Origin of the sequence: Mycobacterium gallinarum (assembly GCF_010726765.1) — a bacterium.
Taxonomy (GTDB): Bacteria; Actinomycetota; Actinomycetes; order Mycobacteriales; family Mycobacteriaceae; genus Mycobacterium; species Mycobacterium gallinarum.
This window is the reverse complement of record NZ_AP022601.1, coordinates 4,758,798-4,776,632: the sequence shown is the minus strand read 5'-3', so window position 1 is coordinate 4,776,632 and position 17,835 is coordinate 4,758,798. Positions and strand designations below refer to the sequence as shown.

At 66.9% G+C, this 17,835-nt stretch carries 16 protein-coding genes; 9 read left to right on the top strand and 7 right to left on the bottom strand.

The features are described from left to right. The first annotated feature begins 221 nt into the window (after window positions 1-221). Both pgfA and G6N42_RS23555 read left to right on the top strand, forming a co-directional pair. Window positions 222-1,418: a cell envelope lipid trafficking protein PgfA gene (gene pgfA, locus G6N42_RS23560; RefSeq protein ID WP_163733632.1), complete on the top strand. Its 1,197-nt coding sequence runs from the start codon at window positions 222-224 to the stop codon at window positions 1,416-1,418. A 38-nt stretch (window positions 1,419-1,456) separates the two neighbouring features. Next, entirely contained in the window at window positions 1,457-3,148 is a 1,692-nt protein-coding gene (locus tag G6N42_RS23555) for an MmpA family trehalose lipid delivery protein (protein WP_174262288.1), read from the top strand. On the opposite strand, the gene G6N42_RS23550 is transcribed toward G6N42_RS23555, so the two are convergent. After that, entirely contained in the window at window positions 3,132-4,292 is a 1,161-nt protein-coding gene (locus G6N42_RS23550) for a glycosyltransferase family 4 protein (RefSeq protein WP_163733629.1), read from the bottom strand. The genes G6N42_RS23555 and G6N42_RS23550 overlap by 17 nt on opposite strands. Window positions 4,293-4,327: 35 nt before the next feature. Here G6N42_RS23550 and G6N42_RS23545 point away from each other — a divergent pair, with 35 nt between their 5' ends. From G6N42_RS23545 to G6N42_RS23535, 3 genes are all read left to right on the top strand, one after another. Continuing rightward, window positions 4,328-5,122 (top strand): class I SAM-dependent methyltransferase, encoded by a 795-nt coding sequence (locus G6N42_RS23545; protein WP_163733628.1) that lies wholly within the window; start codon window positions 4,328-4,330, stop codon window positions 5,120-5,122. Window positions 5,123-5,136: 14 nt separating this feature from the next. Beyond that, window positions 5,137-6,612: an aldehyde dehydrogenase gene (locus G6N42_RS23540; protein WP_163733625.1), complete on the top strand. Its 1,476-nt coding sequence runs from the start codon at window positions 5,137-5,139 to the stop codon at window positions 6,610-6,612. Between the two features lie 356 nt (window positions 6,613-6,968). Further along, on the top strand, window positions 6,969-7,616 hold the full coding sequence (locus tag G6N42_RS23535; protein WP_232076278.1) for a TetR/AcrR family transcriptional regulator: 648 nt from the start codon (window positions 6,969-6,971) through the stop codon (window positions 7,614-7,616). Here the strand turns inward: G6N42_RS23535 and G6N42_RS23530 are convergent. Then, window positions 7,613-8,134 carry a dihydrofolate reductase family protein gene (locus G6N42_RS23530; protein ID WP_163733621.1) on the bottom strand — a complete coding sequence of 174 codons (522 nt, stop codon included), beginning with the start codon at window positions 8,132-8,134 and terminating at the stop codon, window positions 7,613-7,615. The genes G6N42_RS23535 and G6N42_RS23530 overlap by 4 nt on opposite strands. Window positions 8,135-8,139: 5 nt before the next feature. Continuing rightward, window positions 8,140-9,114, bottom strand: a complete 975-nt coding sequence (locus tag G6N42_RS23525) for a helix-turn-helix domain-containing protein (protein ID WP_163733617.1) — start codon at window positions 9,112-9,114, stop codon at window positions 8,140-8,142. Between the two features lie 41 nt (window positions 9,115-9,155). Between G6N42_RS23525 and G6N42_RS23520 the strand changes: the two genes are divergently transcribed. Continuing rightward, window positions 9,156-10,313, top strand: a complete 1,158-nt coding sequence (locus G6N42_RS23520; protein WP_163733614.1) for an acyl-CoA dehydrogenase family protein — start codon at window positions 9,156-9,158, stop codon at window positions 10,311-10,313. After that, window positions 10,310-11,323 (top strand): acyl-CoA dehydrogenase family protein, encoded by a 1,014-nt coding sequence (locus G6N42_RS23515; RefSeq protein ID WP_163733611.1) that lies wholly within the window; start codon window positions 10,310-10,312, stop codon window positions 11,321-11,323. The genes G6N42_RS23520 and G6N42_RS23515 overlap by 4 nt, the downstream gene beginning before the upstream one ends. Here the strand turns inward: G6N42_RS23515 and G6N42_RS23510 are convergent. The 3 genes from G6N42_RS23510 to G6N42_RS23500 are packed head-to-tail and all read right to left on the bottom strand — an operon-like array spanning window position 11,301 to window position 14,206. Further along, complete coding sequence (locus G6N42_RS23510) at window positions 11,301-12,125, bottom strand: arylamine N-acetyltransferase family protein (RefSeq protein WP_163733608.1); 825 nt, start codon at window positions 12,123-12,125, stop codon at window positions 11,301-11,303. The two genes, G6N42_RS23515 and G6N42_RS23510, sit on opposite strands and share 23 nt — an antisense overlap. A 51-nt stretch (window positions 12,126-12,176) precedes the next feature. After that, a complete protein-coding gene (locus G6N42_RS23505; protein ID WP_163738048.1) occupies window positions 12,177-12,959 on the bottom strand; it encodes a crotonase/enoyl-CoA hydratase family protein in 783 nt (260 codons plus the stop codon). A gap of 17 nt (window positions 12,960-12,976) precedes the next feature. Beyond that, window positions 12,977-14,206 carry a serine/threonine-protein kinase gene (locus G6N42_RS23500; protein WP_163733605.1) on the bottom strand — a complete coding sequence of 410 codons (1,230 nt, stop codon included), beginning with the start codon at window positions 14,204-14,206 and terminating at the stop codon, window positions 12,977-12,979. Window positions 14,207-14,349: 143 nt separating this feature from the next. Between G6N42_RS23500 and G6N42_RS23495 the strand changes: the two genes are divergently transcribed. Beyond that, window positions 14,350-15,093 carry a lysophospholipid acyltransferase family protein gene (locus tag G6N42_RS23495; RefSeq protein WP_232076677.1) on the top strand — a complete coding sequence of 248 codons (744 nt, stop codon included), beginning with the start codon at window positions 14,350-14,352 and terminating at the stop codon, window positions 15,091-15,093. 41 nt (window positions 15,094-15,134) lie between these two features. Then, window positions 15,135-16,409 (top strand): alpha/beta hydrolase, encoded by a 1,275-nt coding sequence (locus G6N42_RS23490; RefSeq protein ID WP_163733600.1) that lies wholly within the window; start codon window positions 15,135-15,137, stop codon window positions 16,407-16,409. On the opposite strand, the gene G6N42_RS23485 is transcribed toward G6N42_RS23490, so the two are convergent. Next, window positions 16,399-17,814 (bottom strand): WS/DGAT/MGAT family O-acyltransferase, encoded by a 1,416-nt coding sequence (locus G6N42_RS23485; RefSeq protein ID WP_163733597.1) that lies wholly within the window; start codon window positions 17,812-17,814, stop codon window positions 16,399-16,401. The two genes, G6N42_RS23490 and G6N42_RS23485, sit on opposite strands and share 11 nt — an antisense overlap. Between the last annotated feature and the right edge of the window lie 21 nt (window positions 17,815-17,835).

Genomic DNA, 17,835 nt, shown 5'->3' with positions numbered 1-17,835 from the left:
CGGGCAGGAATCCGCGCGTTCCGCCGACGGCGTTTTCGGCGCCGCCGGACTCAGTGCTGGAATCCGTCACGACAAACAGTGTGCCGGGAGGAGCGAAAGCCGCTGAATACGGGTACTCGGGCCGCTCATGGTTGGCTGCACTCGGAGTAAACATCCAACTTAACTTGTGCTGTTAGGGTCGAACGGGTTTGCGGGACTCCCGCAGGTGAAGGAGGCACGGTTTGAACCGCGCAGTGGCGCTCCGTATCGCGGCTTGCGGCATTATGGGGCTGGGCGCTGGCTTGTTGATCGCCGCGCTCTTGCTGTCGACCTATACCCTCGGGAAGATCGCGAAGGTTCCGCTGAACCTGGACGCGACACTGATCAGTGATGGCACCGGGACGGCGTTCGATCCCGCCTCGCTGAACCGGGAGAAGTTCGTCGTCGACCGTGACGTGCCGCTGGCGCTGCAGGAGCAGGTCTCCGTCGAGGCGCCGTCGAACGCGGACGTGGTGACTTTGCAGGTCGGCAGCACGCTGCGCCGCACCGACAAGCAGAAGGACGACGGCCTGCTGCTCGCGATGGTCGACACCGTCACGGTGAACCGCGAGACGGCCGAAGCGGTCTCGAGCGAAAGCAATCCCGGCGGCGCGGTCCAGAAGCCGCGTGCCATCGACGATGACCAGCCGCCGACCAATATCGCGCTGCCGCACGAGGGGCTGACGTACCGGTTCCCGTTCGACACCGAGAAACGGACATACTCCGTATTCGACCCGATCGCGCAGAAGCCGTTCGACGCCAACTACGACGGCGAGGAAGACGTCAACGGGCTGACGACGTACCGGTTCAGCCAGAACGTCGGCTACGACTCCGACGGAAAGCTCGTCGAGCCGATCAAGTACGCGTCACTGCTCGACGACGACGCCGACAGCGAGGTCACCGCCTCCGCCGCGATGTGGGGTGTCCCCGGCGAACCCGACGAGCGGATCACGATGTCGCGCTATTACGCCGCGCAGCGCACCTTCTGGGTGGATCCGGTGTCGGGCACCATCGTCAAGAAAGAGAACCACGGCTACCACTACTACGCACGTGAGCCGCTCAAGCCTGAAGTGACCTTCGTCGACTTCAAGGTTGCCTACAACGAGGAGACCATAGAGTCCCAGGTCGCCAGCGCCAGAGAGGAGCGGGACCGGGTGGGGCTGTGGGGGCGCATCCTGCCGATCACCTTCATCGCCATCGGCCTGGTGTCACTGGTCGGCGGTGCGCTGCTGGGATCGTTCAGCCTGCGGGCGGAATCCGCCCTCATTGATCCCGGACTCGACGAGGCCGATCACAGCTTCTTCGACACGCAGGGGATGAAGGTGCCGGGCGCCGAGGCCAAGACCGAGAAGCTGCCTGCACAGAAGCCGACCGATCTGCCGCCGGACAGACCGGTCTGACCGCGCGTTTCACGGTGCCCGTACGGGCGCGATCGCTGATCGCCCCGGCGTATGCGCTGGTGCTGTCCCTGGCGGTGAACGCGCCGCTGTTGGCGCCGGGTTATCTGCTGCTTCGCGATGCGGTGTCCACCCCACGCTCATATCTGTCGGATGCGGCGCTGGGGCTCGCCGAGGCCGCACCGCGGGCGCTGCCGCAGGATTTCGCGGTGGCGCTGGCATCGACGGTGGTCGACGGCGGCGTGGTGGTCAAATTGCTGGTGATTGTCGGTCTGTGGCTGGCCGGCTGGGGAGCGGCGCGGTTGGCGGCCGTGGTCCTGCCCTCCGCCGGCGGTGCCGGCAATTCAACCGGAGCGGGGATGGCCGGCCAGTGCGTTGCGGCGACGCTGGCGATCTGGAATCCCTACGTCGCCGAACGTCTGCTGCAGGGGCACTGGAGCCTGATCGTCGGCTATGGCTGCCTGCCGTGGGTGGCGACCGCGATGCTGCGCCTGCGCGAGCCGGAACCAGGTTGGACCGATGTGGGCGCGCTCGTGTTCTGGATCGCACTGGCCGGGCTGACGCCGACGGGGCTGATGCTCGCCGCGAGCGTGGCCACGGCGTGTGTGTTTGCGCCGGGAACGGGGTGGCCACGGTGGCGGTGCGCAGCGGTCGCGCTTGGCACCGCGTTGATCGCGGCGCTGCCGTGGCTGGCGGCTGCGGTCGTGGCGAGGTCGTTGGCGCCGTCGCAGGCCGAGGGCGTGGCGGCGTTCGCCGCGCGAGCCGAACCCGGGCTCGGCACGTTCGGGACGCTGGCCAGCCTCGGCGGGATCTGGAACAGCGAGGCCGTACCAGCCTCGCGCACAACGCTTTTCGCTGTCATCGCAGCGGTTGTCCTACTCGGCATCGTGGCGCTGGGGTTGCCCGTGGCGATCCGCACCCGCACGGCGGTGCCGCTGTTGTGCTTGGCCGGACTCGCGGTGGTGGTGCCCGCGCTCATGGCGACCGGACCGGGTTTGGCGGCCGTCGAGGCGACGGTACGAGCACTGCCCGGACTCGGTGTGCTGCGCGACGGGCAGAAGTGGGTGGCGTTGGCGGTTCCCGGCTACGCGCTCGCGGGTGCCGCCGCGGTCGTCACACTGCGGCAGGGACTTTGGGGACTTCCGAGACTTCCGTCCGCAGCGACTGCGCTGATCTGCTGTGCCGCGCTCATCGCGACGCTGCCCGATCTTGCGTGGGGAGTGGGCGGCAAGGTCGCGCCGGTGCGTTACCCCGCGGGGTGGCCCACGGCAGCGGCGATGATCAACGACGACCCGCGGCCGGTTGCCGTCCTCCCGGTCGACAGCATGCGGCGTTTCGAGTGGGCGGGCGATGCGCCGGTGCTCGATCCGCTGCCCCGGTGGGTGCGAGCGGACGTGCTGTCGACGGGCGACCTGACGATCGGCGGCCGCACGGTGCCCGGTGAGGGTGAACGGGCCCGCGCCGTGCAGCAGATGTTGGTGGACGGTGCCGATCGCGACCAGTTGGCCGACGCCGGCGTCGGCTGGGTGGTCGTCGAATCCGGCGGTGCCCTAGATACTTTGGCGCTACCGGTCGCGTATCACGACGACGACATCACCCTTTACCACGTTGGCGGCGACCTGCCTCACGCACAGGGGCGCGGCGTCGTGCTGGCCGCGCATCTCGCGTGGCTGGCGCTGCTGCTGTTCGGTGGGCTGGCGGGGCTCGCCGCGAGGGCTAGACGACGCCGCTGACCATCCGGCCGGCCAGCATAGACTCCAGCAGCGTGCGCATCGCATCGGCGCTTTGCGCCCACGAGAATTCGCCGCTGCGGACCGCGGCCTTGGCGCCGAGTTGGTCGCGCAGCACCGGATCGGTCAACAGCCGATCGAGTCGGTCGACGAGACCGCCGTGATCGTCGACGAGCAGTCCGGTGACCCCGTCGACGATCGAATCGGTCAGCCCGCCCGAGGAGCGGTAGCCGATGGTGGGAACGCCGTGCTGGCCGGCCTCGATCACGGCAAGCGCCCAGCCCTCTTTGCGGGATGGCAGGACGTGAACCCAACTGCGCTGCAGCACATCGTGTTTGGTGTGCTCATCGACGTGTCCGTGGAACGTCACCGCGTCGGAGATGCCGAGCAGCTCGGCGTGCTCGACCAGACGCTGCTCCCACCAGCCGCCGCCGAGGACGTCCAGATGAACCTCCGGAATGCGCGGGCGCAATTCGGCGATCGCCTCGAGCGCATCCTCGATCTGCTTGTGCGGCACCAGACGGGACAGCACCACCACCCTCGGCGTCGCCGACCGCGGCGCGGTCAGGGTGGCTGCGGGGGCCTCATCGAGACCGTTGCGCACCACCGCGATCCGGTCGGGCTGTACACCGAGCGCGGCCAGATCCCGCGCCGACGGCAGTGACACCGTGACGTACTGATTGCGGCGGTGCAGCCACGGCGACAGCTTCGACTCCACGAACCAGCCGAAGCGTCCCATCATCGGTCCGGCGACAGGCCACTGCTCACGGTGGCAGTGGTGGACGAGGACGGCGACGCGTTGGCCGTAGGCGAGCCGGGCCAGGAACGGAATCCCGTTCTGCGAGTCGATCACCACATCTGGGCCGACCTTGCGCAGCGGGCCCAGCCCGATGCGGGCGAGCACCATCGACAGCCCCGCCCAGATGTAGATGGAGTAGGAGCCACCGCCGCGGCTCACCCGCACTCCGTCGACGATCTCGCGCCGCGCCGAACCCGGATAGCGCGCGGTCCGCAGGGTCACGTCGACGCCGGATGCGGCCAAGTGGGCCCCGATGCGCTGTAGATACGTCTCGCTGCCGCCGCCCTGCGGGTGCCCGGTGTCGCGCCAGCACAACAGCAGCACGGAGCGAACACCTCGGTCAGACATCCCGTCCACCCTAGACGCTGGCTAGGGTGGCCTGGATGGCCGTCACCGACCTTTTCGCCCGTCGGGCAACGCTGTCGAGGTCGGTGCGGTTACTGCGGGAGTTCCGCTTCGAGCAGTCCGATCCGGCACGCTTCTACGGTGCGCTCGCCGAGGACACCGCGGCGCTGGTCGGTGACCTGTGGCGGGCCGGGCGCGGGCTCGCGCCGACCGGACAGGTTGTGCTCGATGTCGGTGGCGGACCGGGCTACTTCGCGGCCGCGTTCGCCCGCGAGGGTTTCACCTACATCGGGGTCGAGCCCGATCCCACAGAGATGCACGCCGGACCCGCCGACAACGCCGGCACCGCCATTTACGTGCGGGCGTCGGGCACCGCGCTACCGTTCGGCGACGACAGCGTCGACGTCTGCCTGTCCTCCAACGTCGCAGAGCACGTCGCCGAGCCGTGGCGATTGGGCAACGAGATGCTGCGCGTCACGAAACCGGGCGGACTGGTGGTGCTGTCGTACACGGTGTGGCTGGGCCCATTCGGCGGCCACGAGACCGGCTTGTGGCACTACCTCGGCGGGCAGCGTGCCGCGAGGCGATACACCCGAAAGCACGGCCATTGGCCGAAGAACAACTACGGCTCGTCACTGTTCGCCGTCTCGGCCGCCGACGGACTGCAATGGGCGGCCTCTACCGGCGCGCTGCTCACCGCATTCCCCCGCTACCACCCACGATGGGCGTGGTGGATGGTGCGGGTTCCGGTGCTGCGGGAGTTCCTGGTCAGCAATGTGATGCTGGTCCTGCGGCCGCCGACTGCAACAGGTTCTACTTTTCCGGGTTCGTAGGTAATGTGACGGGCATGACACAGACCGTCGCTTTTAAGACCGAATGGGACAAGCTCTTCATCGGCGGCAAGTGGGTCGAGCCGGCCTCCTCGGAGGTCATCGAGGTGCGCTCACCCGCTACCGGCGAGGTGGTGGGCAAGGTTCCGCTCGCCGTGGAAGCTGACGTCAACGCGGCATGCGCGGCCGCGCGCAAGGCTTTCGACGAGGGCCCCTGGCCCCACATGAAGCCGGAGGAGCGCGCCGCGATCCTCGCCGCCGCCATCAAGGGCATGGAAGCGCGCGCCGACGAACTCAAGTACCTGCTCGCCGCCGAGACCGGCCAGCCGCAGACGATCGTCGACATGATGCAGTACGGGGCCGCCATGTCGGCGTTCCAGTACTACGCGGGCGCAGCCGACAAGTTCCCCTGGCGCGACATCCGCGACGGTGTCTACGGTCAGACGCTGGTCGTGCGCGAGCCGATCGGTGTCGTCGGCGCCGTCACCGCATGGAACGTTCCGTTCTTCCTCGCGGCGAACAAGCTGGGCCCGGCCTTCCTGGCGGGCTGCACCGTGGTGCTCAAGCCCGCCGCGGAGACGCCGCTCTCGGTGTTCGCGATGGCCGAGATCTTCGCTGAGGCAGGCCTTCCCGAGGGTGTGCTGTCGATCGTCCCCGGCGGCCCGGAGACCGGGCGCGCGCTGACGTCCAACCCCGAGCTGGACAAGTTCACGTTCACCGGCAGTTCCGCCGTCGGCAAGGAGATCGCCAAGATCGCCGCCGAGAAGCTCAAGCCGTGCACGCTGGAGCTCGGCGGCAAGTCGGCGGCCATCATCCTCGAGGACGCCGACCTGGACGCCACGCTTCCGATGCTCGGGTTCTCCGGTGTGATGAACAGCGGACAGGCGTGTGTCGCGCAGACCCGCATCCTCGCGCCGCGCTCCCGGTACGACGAAGTTGTCGAGAAGCTTTCGAACTTCATCGCCGCCATGCCCGTCGGCCTGCCCGACGACCCGAACGCCGCGATCGGCCCGCTGATCTCCGAGAAGCAGCGTGAGCGCGTCGAGGGTTACATCAAGAAGGGCGTCGACGAAGGCGCGCGCATCGTCACCGGCGGCGGCCGTCCCGAGGGCCTGGACAGCGGCTGGTTCGTCCAGCCGACGGTCTTCGCCGACGTCGACAACTCGATGACGATCGCGCAGGAGGAGATCTTCGGACCCGTCCTGGCGGTGATCCCCTACGAGACCGAAGAGGACGCCATCCGGATCGCCAACGATTCGGTGTACGGCCTCGCCGGCAGCGTGTGGACGACGGACAACAAGAAGGCGGTCGAGATCGCCAACAAGATCCGCACCGGCACCTACGCGGTCAACATGTACGCATTCGATCCCTGCGCCCCGTTCGGCGGCTACAAGAACTCCGGCGTCGGCCGCGAGAACGGACCCGAAGGCATCGAAGCGTACGTCGAGCCCAAGAGCATCCTGCTGCCGTTCGGCTACACCCCCGAGGAGTGAGCGACGCGGCGAAATTATGCTGTAGACCATAATCACCGACACCGTCGTTTGATCGGCCTACGCATTCGTGGCCAGGCTATATACGAGTTCACCTGCTGTTTACCGGCGATCGGGCTGTGACACGGAATACAATTCTCGCGTTCGTGTGTTCTCTCTTTTATGATGCTTGTCATAGGCAGGGAGGCACGCCATGTGGATCATTGAGATCAATGTCGCTGGCCGTCGATTCGTCCACGAAGTGCACGCCCGGCGACCGTTCGTCCGCTTGAGCTCGCGCAAGCTCGGCTGGCGCCAGTCGCAGCTTCCGCAGTCAAGCGCCGCATGATCTTTCTCGGAGGTTTGTTCTGTCTCCCAGCATGACCAAGCCCGCCACCAAACGCGGATCCACGCGCACCGCCATGTTGGTCAGTGCCGCCGAGGTGTTGCGTGAGCGTGGCGCTGCAGGCGTCACGATCGACGAGGTGCTGGCCCGCAGCGGCGCACCCCGGGGGTCGGTGTACCACCACTTCCCCGGCGGCCGAAATCAGATCCTCGCCGAGGCCCTGCAGTACGCCGGTGAGGCCATCACCGAGGTCATCGATGAAGCCGCCGCCAACGGGGGCATGTTCCTGGTCAGAAAATTCGTCGTGTTCTGGGAGGAACTGCTCGTCGAGAGCAATTTCACCGCTGGCTGTCCGGTGGTCGCCGCCGCGATCGGCTCGGCCGAGGACGAGCCACAGCTCACCACGGTCGCGGGCCGCATCTTCAGCCTCTGGCGCGACGCACTCACCCGCGCCTTCATGTCCGACGGCTTCACCGAACTCGATGCCGCCTCCTTGGCGATCACCTGCATCGCATCCCTGGAGGGTGCCGTCGTGCTGTGCCGGTCGACGCGCAGTGTCGACCCGCTGAAGGACGTCGCTTCCCAGCTCGAGTTCCTGATCAAATCAAGGGAATTCGTGCAGCGCTACGGGCTGCCTTCCGTCGGCCGAGCCGACAATCCAACCACCGTCGGCAAGCACTAGGCCTTACGCCAACGCGCGCACACGAATTCGCCGTTGACCCCCGCCTCCGCCAACACCCATTCCGAGCGGATCGGCAGCACCGGGGACCCGCCGCCCAACGAGCACGGGGTATAGCTCACGATCATCTCGTCGATGAGACCGGCGGCCGCGAACTGCCCGGCCACGTCTCCGCCGCCCATCACCCACACGTCCTTGCCCGCCGCGTCGGCGACGAGCTTCGAATGCAACTGGCGCACATCGCCGTCGAACGTCTGCACCGGGTGTCCCTCGACGATGATGTGTCGACGATGGGTCAGCACCCACGACGGCTGTTCGTAGGGCCACGCGCCGGGCTGATTGCGCAACAGCCACTCGTATGTCGCCGATCCCATCACCAGTGCCCCGATGGATTTGATGAACTCGTCGTACCCGAACGGGCCGTCGGGATCGATCTCGCGCGACGTCAGCCAGTCGAGACTGTCGGACTCGTCGACGATGTAGCCGTCCAAGCTGGACGCGGTGTAGTAGACGGTTGCCATGTGCGTTACCTTTCGCGTGCCTTCATCATCCATTCGAGCGGGTCGCCGTGGCCGGTGCGGATGCCGTGGTGGGCGAGCATGGCCCTGGCCAGTCCGCGACGGTGCGCGGAGAAGGTCAGCACGTGGGCGACGATCCCGAAGAGCTGAAACGACTCCGGTGGATCGCATAGCGCGTCGATGACCGTATCGCCCAGTCGCCCGGCCGCCGAGTACTCCGAAACCATTGCGCTCCAGCGCTTTGCAATATCCGAGTGATGATCGGCCAGCCGTTCGGCCGTGCAGGTGTCGGGCTGCGTCGCCGCACGGTCGGGAAAATCTCGGCCTTCGATCGTCGCCAGCCACACCTGCTTGGTCCACACGAGGGCACCGAGCACCGCACCGACGCTGGCTTCGGGACCGTCCCATTCGAGCACCTGCTGTGCTGGCGAAATATCGCCTGCCCACTGCTCTTTGGACAGCGCGGTCGCCTGATCGATGAGGTAGGCGGTGTCGGCCAGGTCGTGAGCGACCATCAACCTCGAGATGTCGGGTTGTTCGGTCTCGCCGGACTTTTCGTCGCTGTCGAGCCAGAGAGAGTGTGGGGGATGGAAGTGCAGTCCGTTCGGCGCGGGCAGCCGGAACCCGATCTCGGCCGCCCGCGACGGCGGCGTCCCGAAGGTACGGCTGAACGCGCGGGAGAACACCTCGGCCGACGACCAGCCCTCGTCGGCGGCCACCGCCGATACGGACTCGCCCCGGTGCAGACGCCATGCCGCGCGCTCGAGCATGATGCGGCGCCGCAGCGCGGCCGGAGACTCCCCCGTCAGCCGTCGCACCTCCCGGGAGAAGTGGAACTCCGACGCGTAGCTGCTGCGCGCCATCTCCGGAACGTCGGTGTTGTCGGCGTCCACGACGGCGTCGAGCAGCTCGCGCAGTCGGTCGCGGTGGGATGGCTCGCTCACGATGTTCGAGTATGGTCGCCGCGGCCCTGGCAGGGACATGACAATTCCTGCTGCGGTGCCACGCTCTAGTGTCATAGCCAGTGACCAAATTTGACGAACTGTGCGCCAATGACCCGGAGCTGGCCGAACTACGATCGGCCATCCGGGAGTTTCTCGTCGCCGACCGCGAGAAGTTCGGCTGGGAGCCCGCGATCGACTCCTGGCTGGCCAGGTGGGACGGCGAATTCTCCGCCCGGCTGGCCGACGCGGGCTTCGTCGGCCTGACCATCCCGACCGAGTACGGCGGACACGGGCTGGGGCACCTGCACCGCTATGTGGTGACCGAGGAGTTGCTGGCTCACGGCGCGCCCGTCGCCGCCCACTGGTTCGCCGATCGTCAGTTCGCCCCGTCGCTGCTGTCCTACGGCAGCGACGAGCAGCGTCGGGAGTTTCTGCCGGTCATCGCCAAGGGCCGGCTGCATGCGGCGATCGGGATGAGCGAGCACGACGCAGGTTCCGACCTGGCCGCGGTCAAGACACGCGCCGACCGGGTCGACGGCGGCTGGTCGCTGAGCGGCACCAAGGTGTGGACCAGCGGCGCACATCTCGCGCAGCGGATCGTCGTGCTGGCCCGCACCAGTCCGCTCGATCCCGAGCATCGGCACGCAGGGTTCAGCCAATTCTTCGTGACGCTGGACTCCCCGGGCATCACGATCGACCCGATCGTGCAAATGGGCGGAGAACATCACTTCAACGAGGTGACGTTCGACGACGTGTTCGTGCCCGATAGCGACGTGCTGGGTAGCATCGGCGACGGCTGGCGGCAGGTCACCTCCGAGCTCGGCTTCGAGCGCAGCGGACCCGAACGCATCCTGTCGACGGTCACCTTGATATGCGACGTCATCCGCGCTCTGCCCGACGATGCCGACGACGGCACCGCGGCGGCGGTAGGTGACCTCGTGGCCCGGATGATTTCGCTTCGGCAGCTGTCGATTTCGGTGGCGCGCGCGCTCGCCGCCGGTGAGGACGCGGCGACCAGCGCCGCCCTGGTGAAGGATCTGGGCACCCGATTCGAGCAGGACTCCGTCGAGTTGGTCGCCGATCTCCTCGACCGAGTGGACGACGGTGGAACCCCGGACGCCCGGCGCCTGCGTGCGTTGTTGGACACCGCTCGACTGCATTCGCCGTTGTTCACGCTGCGCGGCGGCACCAACGAGGTCCTGCGGGGTGTGGTGGCACGAGGATTGGATGTGCGGTGAACGAACTTAAACAACTCGTCGCCGACATCGGTGAGCGCGCGTTGGAAGCCCGGCACGGTAGACCCGCGTACCCCGACACATTCGACGAGAAGCTGTGGCGCAACCTCGAAGAGACCGGGCTGAGCCGGTTGACGTCCACCGAGGACGCCGGGCCCGCGGAAGCGGCGACACTGCTCACGGGTCTGGCCCGGAGTGCGGCAGCGGTGCCGATCGCCGAAACCGACCTATTGGCAATGTTTCTCGTGGCCAAGGCCAACGTCACCGTCCCTGAGACCGGACCGCTGACCGTCGCGCTGGCAGATGCCGACTTGCGCGACGGCACCGTCGCGGGAACGGCACACGATGTGCTGTGGGCGGACTCGACGCCCGTGGTAGTCGCCGCCAAGACGGCCGACGGCCTGTACGTCGGACTGGTGACCGCTGAACCGACCGCGACGAGCCACAACCTCGCCGGCGAGCCACGCGGCACATTCGACTTCGAGTTCCAGGCGCACGACGTGCTCGACGCTCAGGTAATCGACGAGTTCACCCGCCGTGGTGCATGGGCTCGTTGCGTGCAGGTGATCGGCGCACTCGAAGCCGCCCGAGATCTCACGGTGAGGCATACCAGCGAGCGTGTTCAGTTCGGCCGTCCGCTGTCCAAGTTCCAGGCGGTGCAGCACTCCCTGGCCGAGATGGCGGGTGAGATCGAGCGTGCCCGAGCCGCCACCGATCTGGCCGTCACCGCCGCCACCGACTTCGGATTCGACAGCGCGGCAACCGATTACGCGGTGACAGTGGCCAAGGTCGCCGTCGGCCGCGCCGTCGAGTCGGTGACCAGGATCGCGCACCAGCTGCACGGCGCGATCGGCGTGACCGTCGAACACCGGCTGTGGCTGTTCACGACGCGGGCCCGCAATTGGGTCGCCGATTTCGGTGCGACAACGCAGTACGCGCGGCGACTCGGGCGGATTGCACTCGCCGCCGAGGACCCGTGGCAGGTCGTGGTCAGCTGTCCAGAACCGCGTTGACGCGTGCTTCGACGTCCACCCGGTCGCCGAGGTCGGTCAGGTCGATCCCGAACCTGTCGGTCAGGGTGTCGAGCACGTCGGCTGCGGTTGCGAATCGGATGCGCTCGGTGGCCCCGCCGCTGTGAATAGCCAGGTTGCGGCCACGCAGATTCCAGCGGGCGTCGTCGGTGAGCAGCGCAACCGACAGCCCGACGACGAACGTCGACCGCGGATACGTTGACACATACCAACTTCCGACTTCACGGTCGATACGCGGGCGCGGTTGCGCGGTGAACATGTACAGCGTCTGCCAGTCGCCGCGAATCTGCGCCTGTAGCACGTAGCCATCTCCGTCGGAGAGAATGCGGTACGGCTCATGCCGGGTGGGCTGCACGGTGTCGACCTCGAGCCGAATGGGGGACGACAGGGTCTGTCCTCCGAAGCCGACGTCGACGAGCCACGGGCTGTCGTCACCGGGCACGGTCACCGACAACGCCTCGTGCGTCATCGCGGGCAATTCACCCGAGCTGTCCATCCACACCACGCGCCCGCCGAGTCGCTGCACTCCGAAACCCAACTCCGCCAGCGCATATCCCATCACGCCGTTCTGCTCGTAGCAGTAGCCGCCGCGACGCCGCGCCACGAGCTTGTCGAACAACGCGGCCCGGCCGAGATCGGCGACGGGGATACCCATCAACGGATCGAGATTCTCGAACGGGATCGCGCCGGTGTGGGCCGCGACAAGCGCATGCAGCGTCTCGTGCGTCGGCGTCGCCGGCCCGGCGTAGCCGATGCGAAGGAAGTAGTCGGACAGATCGGTCATGGCCGCCATCGTGCGACCTCAACTATTGTTGAGGTCAAGACGTCGCGGCTGTCAGGTGCCTGTCCACTTGGGCGCGCGCTTCTCGGCGAACGCGATCGCACCCTCCTTGGCGTCGTTGGACATGAAGACGGGCGCCAGGATGTTCATCTGGTTGGTCCACATTTCGTCAGACCCCCAATTGCGCGACTCGACGATGATCCGCTTCGTGGCGGCCACGGCCAGCGGCCCATTCGCGGTGATCTTCTCCGCCAGCGCAATCGCCGCGTCGAGCGCTTGACCCGGCTCGGCCAACACATTGACCAGGCCAAGCTCCTTGGCGCGGGTGGCGGGCAGGTTCTCACCGGTCAACGCCAATTCCATCGCAACGGCCGGCGGAATGCGCTGCGGCAGCCGCAACAGTCCGCCACCGCCGGCGACCAGGCCGCGCTTGACCTCGGGGATGCCGAACGCCGAGTCATTGGACGCCACGATCAGATCGGTGGCCAACGCCAACTCGCATCCGCCGGCCAGGCAGTACCCCTCGACCGCAGCGATCAACGGCTTGGCGGGCGGTTTTTCGGTGAAGCCCATGCCGCGGCCCTCGACCACGACGTTCTCGCCGCGCGCGAAGGCCTTCAGATCCATCCCCGCGGAGAACGAACCCCCGGCTCCGGTCAGCACCCCCACCGAGAGTCCGGCGTCGCCGTCGAGGCGGTCCATTGCCTCGGCGAGACCTCGGCTGACGTCGGCGTTCACGGCGTTGCGGGCCTGCGGCCGGTTGATGGTGATGATCAAAATCCGGTCGCGCTGCTCGACTAGGACTGCTTGTTCGCTGTTATCACTCACGCCGGTGATCGTAACGGCCCGCCCGGTCAGCCCTTCTTGCCGTTGCCGTTCCCCCTGCCTTTCGGTTTCTTCGGAGCCGGGGGCTCATCCACTACCGGAACGGAGCTCGTCGGCGGCGGCGGGGGCGGCGAACTCGTCGGGGGGGACGTCGGAGGAACGGTGGCGCTTGTGCTGATCGGCTGTGGAGATTGCGTGGTCGACGACGGATCGAGTGCCAGTGCGAGCGTTCCGACGATCAGCGCGACGAACGCGGCGGCCGCCAGCAGCAGTTTCCGCCCCCGGCTCATGGGCCTACGGCGAGCCGATGGCACGAAGTAATTGGCCGACGGAGCCGAGTTGGCCGATGGAGCCACGTAGTTGGCCGACGGAGCCAGCGGTTGTGCGAGCACCTTGGTTGACGGCCGGTGTTTCGCTGCCGTCGGTGTGGCCGAATACTGCACGTGCGGAGCGCCCGAGAGTGCGGCCCGCATCTCGAGGGCACTGCCGAATCTGGGCCTGGTGCCGTCGGCGCCCGTCGCGCGATTGATCACCGCGGCCAGGTCGGCGTCGACGTCGGGTCGTACCGCCTCGATCGGCGGGGGCGCATCGTCCAATATGGCCCGGATCAGCGACGCGGGGTTCTCCTGGGGATACGGTCGTCGCCCGCTGAGCGCTTCGTGTGCCATGACGCCCACCGCGTAGAGGTCGTCGGCGACCGACGCGGGAGCACCCTTGACCCGCTCGCGGCTCATGTACGCCATCGTTCCGACGATCTGCCCGGTTGCGGTGAGCGCGGCACCGGCCGTCTTCGCGATGCCGAAGTCGGCGACCTTCATAGCGCCGCCGTCATCGGTGACCAGGACGTTGCCGGGCTTGATGTCGCGGTGCACAATTCCCGCTGCATGGGCGGTCGCCAGCGCGCCCAACACGTCGTCGAGCATCGCCCGGACCCGATGCTGCGCCATGGGGCCCGCCGCGATCTCGTCATCCAGTGTGCGGCCCGGCAGCCGCTCCATCACGATGAACGGTGTCCCGTCGTGATCACCGCAATCGTGCACCGCCACGATGTTGGGATGGTTGAGCGAGGCGGCGGCCTGCGCCTCCGTCTCGAATCTGTGACGCGCATCGGCGTCGGCCTTAAAGGCGGGATACAGCAGCTTTATGGCCACTGGTCTGCTCAGACGGGTATCCCACCCGTCGTAGACCTCGGCCATTCCGCCTCGGCCGAGCAGGCCCCGCACCTCGTATCGGCCCGCAAGCATTTCGCGGCCCTCCATGGCCGATAACGTAGCCCGTGGGACAGTGCCTCAAACCAAGGTAAACTAGAACACGTTTCAATTTGAAGCGAGGGGAAGCACCTGTGACCGAGACCGAACCGTCGGAGCTCACCAAGTGGGATCCGGGTCTGACCGAGCGCGTCATGGGGATCATGCGGCCCTTCCTGAAGCGGTACTTCCGCTCGGAGACGCGAGGGCTCGAGAACATCCCGTCCGGCGGAGCGCTGCTGGTCTGCAACCACTCCGGTGGCATGCTGCCGATGGACGTTCCGATTCTGGCGGCCGACTTCTACGACCACCACGGCTACGACCGCCCTCTCTACACGCTGAGCCACGACATGCTGTCGGTTGGCCCAACGGGTGACTTCTTCAAAAAGATCGGTTACATCAGCGCCAACCACGCCAACGCCGATGAAGCGCTGCGGTCGGGCGGCCTGGTGGTGGTGTTCCCCGGCGGCGACTACGACGTATATCGGCCCACGTTCACCGAGAACGTGATCGACTTCGGCGGCCGCACCGGTTACGTGAAGGCCGCCCTGAACGCCGGGGTGCCGATCGTGCCCGCAGTGGGAATCGGTGGCCAAGAGACCCAGATCTTTCTCACGCGCGGGACCTGGCTGGCCAAGCGTCTGGGGCCCATCGCCCGTCTGGCGCGCACCAAGATCGTGCCGGTGTCCTTCGGTTTCCCGTTCGGGCTGTCCCTGGTGGTTCCGCCCAACATTCCGCTGCCGTCCAAGATCGTGATGAAGGTGCTGCCGGCTATCGACCTCACCGCCGAGTTCGGTGACGATCCCGACATCGACGAGATCGACGCGCATGTGCGGCACGTGATGCAGCGGGCGCTGGACGAACTGGCCAGCGAACGCCGGCTTCCGATACTGGGTTGAGCTGGTTTTGAATATCGGCCCGTTGGCTATCAAGAGGTTTCATGAGTAAGCGTCGCTATACGGTGCTGCGCGCGGTCGCAGAACTCGTCAACGCCGCCAACGGCGTACAACCCATCGCTCGCGAGGGTTACCCCACGATCCCGGTGTTCGCGTTCGGCTGGCCGACGTCGGAGATGTCACCGGTGTACATGGGCGTCTCGATGCTCGACGCGCTGCGCCGCGGCATTCGCGGCGACTTCCGCGGCACCTCGGGCCGAATCGCGTTGGTGTTGACGGCGATTGCGTGGGCTCTGCTCTACCTCATCCATCGTCGGAACGTGGCGTCAGAACCTCACTTCGAGGAACCACTGCGCAGGGCGCTCGGCGACGACTACGAACAGATCGCCGCCCAGTCGCAGCCGGGACGCCGGCGCCGCGCCAATATCGGCGTGTGGCCGACCGACCTGGTCCGCAGACGCTATGTCGAGAAGGCCGGCATTGTGCAGTACGGTCCGCACGCCCGGTCGAACCGCGCCGACATCTGGCGCCGTGCCGACCTGCCCCGCGACGCCAAGGCACCCGTGCTGCTGCAGGTGCCCGGCGGCGCGTGGGCGATCGGAATGCGGCGCCCGCAGTCGTATGCCCTGCTGAGCCATATGGCCGAACGCGGCTGGGTGTGCTTGTCGATCGACTACCGCGTCAGCCCCAAGAACACCTGGCCTGACCACATCGTCGACGTCAAGCGTGCCATCGCGTGGATCAAGGAGAACATCGCCGACTACGGTGGCGACCCGGATTTCGTTGCGGTGACCGGGGGTTCGGCCGGTGGCCACCTCTCCTCGCTGGCCGCGTTGACACCGAACGATCCGCAATGGCAGCCCGGATTCGAGGATGCCGACACCTCGGTCGTGGCCGCCGTGCCGATCTATGGCCGCTACGACTGGTTCACCTCCCACGGTTCCGGCCGCAAGGAGTTCATCGCGTTCCTGCAGAAGTTCGTGGTGAAGAAGCCGTTCGCGCAGAACAGGCAGACCTACCTCGACGCGTCCTCGATCAGGCGGCTACGCGCCGATGCGCCACCGTTTTTCGTCCTGCACGGTCAAGACGACTCCATCATCCCGGTGGGTGAGGGCCGTGAGTTCGCCTCGGCGTTGCGCGAGGTGTCGACATCCACCGTCGCCTATGCCGAGATCCCGCACGCGCAGCACGCGTTCGACTTCTACTATGGGTCGCCACGCGCGCACTACACGGCGCGGGCGGTGGAGGTGTTCCTCTCCTGGGTGCACGCCAAGCGCCAAGCCAAGACAGAGTCGGCTGTGCCGGCGATCACGACATAGCGTTTTCGATCACCGTCAGCTTCTCGGAAAGTCCACCGGCACAGCGAATTTCGATGAATGCGTCGACCATGGCGTCGGTCAGCTCGTGCGGATCCAGCAGGGTGGCACCGTCGGAGAGCACCGACACATTGAGCTGGTCGACGTAGCTCCACACCGTGATGTTCAGCCCGCTGCCGGTGGTGAGCGGTCCGACCGAGTAGATCTCGGTGACCAGCGCGCCGCCGACGCGACCGGGCTCCCGCGGCCCAGGCACATTCGAGATCGGGATGTTGAGCACCTTGTTCTGGCCGTCCTTCTCCGCCAGCCAGTGGAACAGCCGCTCCGCGGGTGCCGGCGGGAAGTAGGACGACCACATGCTCACGAGTTCGGGGCCCATGAGGTGATGGGTTTCCTTGGCGTTCACCGCCGCGTCATGTACGGCCTTCACCCGCTCCAACGGATCCTCGAGTTCGATCGGCACCACCATCATGACGCCGCTGAACCGGTTGCCCGAGATCCGGTCTTTGGAGAAGTCGAAACTCACTGGCACAGAAGCCAACAGCGGGTGGTCGGCCTGGCCGTCGTATTTCAGTGACAGCTGCCGCAGGGCGCCCGCCGAGATCGCGAGCACCATGTCGTTGATCGTGACGTTCAGGTGCTTCGCGGTTTCCTTCACATCGGCCAGCGACAGCGTCGCCGTCGCGAACTTGCGTTGCGCATCGACGCGATGGTTCATGAACGACGGCGGCGGGGTGAACGGGCGGGTGAGCTCGGGCGACAGCTTGCGCGAGCTCTGCCGCACGCGTCGAAGCCCTTTCGCCGTGTACGCGACCACACCCGGGAATCGGCCGATGTGCCGCATATGGTCGGCGAAGGCCGTTCGCAGGAGCTCGCCCTTGGTCGGTGGCGGGTCGGTGGCATACGAGTCGCGGTCGGCCTGCGAGCCCTGCTGCAGATCCATGCCGCGCGCCAACAGGTTCGCCGACGCCACACCGTCGGCGAGAGCGTGATGGATCTTGCCCAGCACCGCGATCCGGCCGTTCGCGAGGCCTTCGATGAAGTACATCTCCCACAGCGGCCGACTGCGGTCAAGCGGGGTGCTGGCGATCCGCCCCACCGCCTCGTCGAGCTGACGGCGGCCACCGGGACTGTCGATCCGATACGGGCGGACGTGGTATTCGAGGTCGACCTCGCAGTTCTCCCGCCACATCGGGTGGTGGAACTTGAGCGGGACGTCGACGAGCTGATAGCAAAAGGGCTCGAGCTTGTAGAGGCGACCGTGGATGACTTGGCGGAACTCATCGATGCCGAACTGCCGGCCCTTCAGCTCGGAAATGTCGATCACCGCGAGCTTGAGGGTGTGCATGTGCACGGTCGGCGTCTCGCTGTATAGCAGGACGGCGTCCCACCCGCTGAGTCTCTTCACAAGCTACCTCCCTGCCCGGGG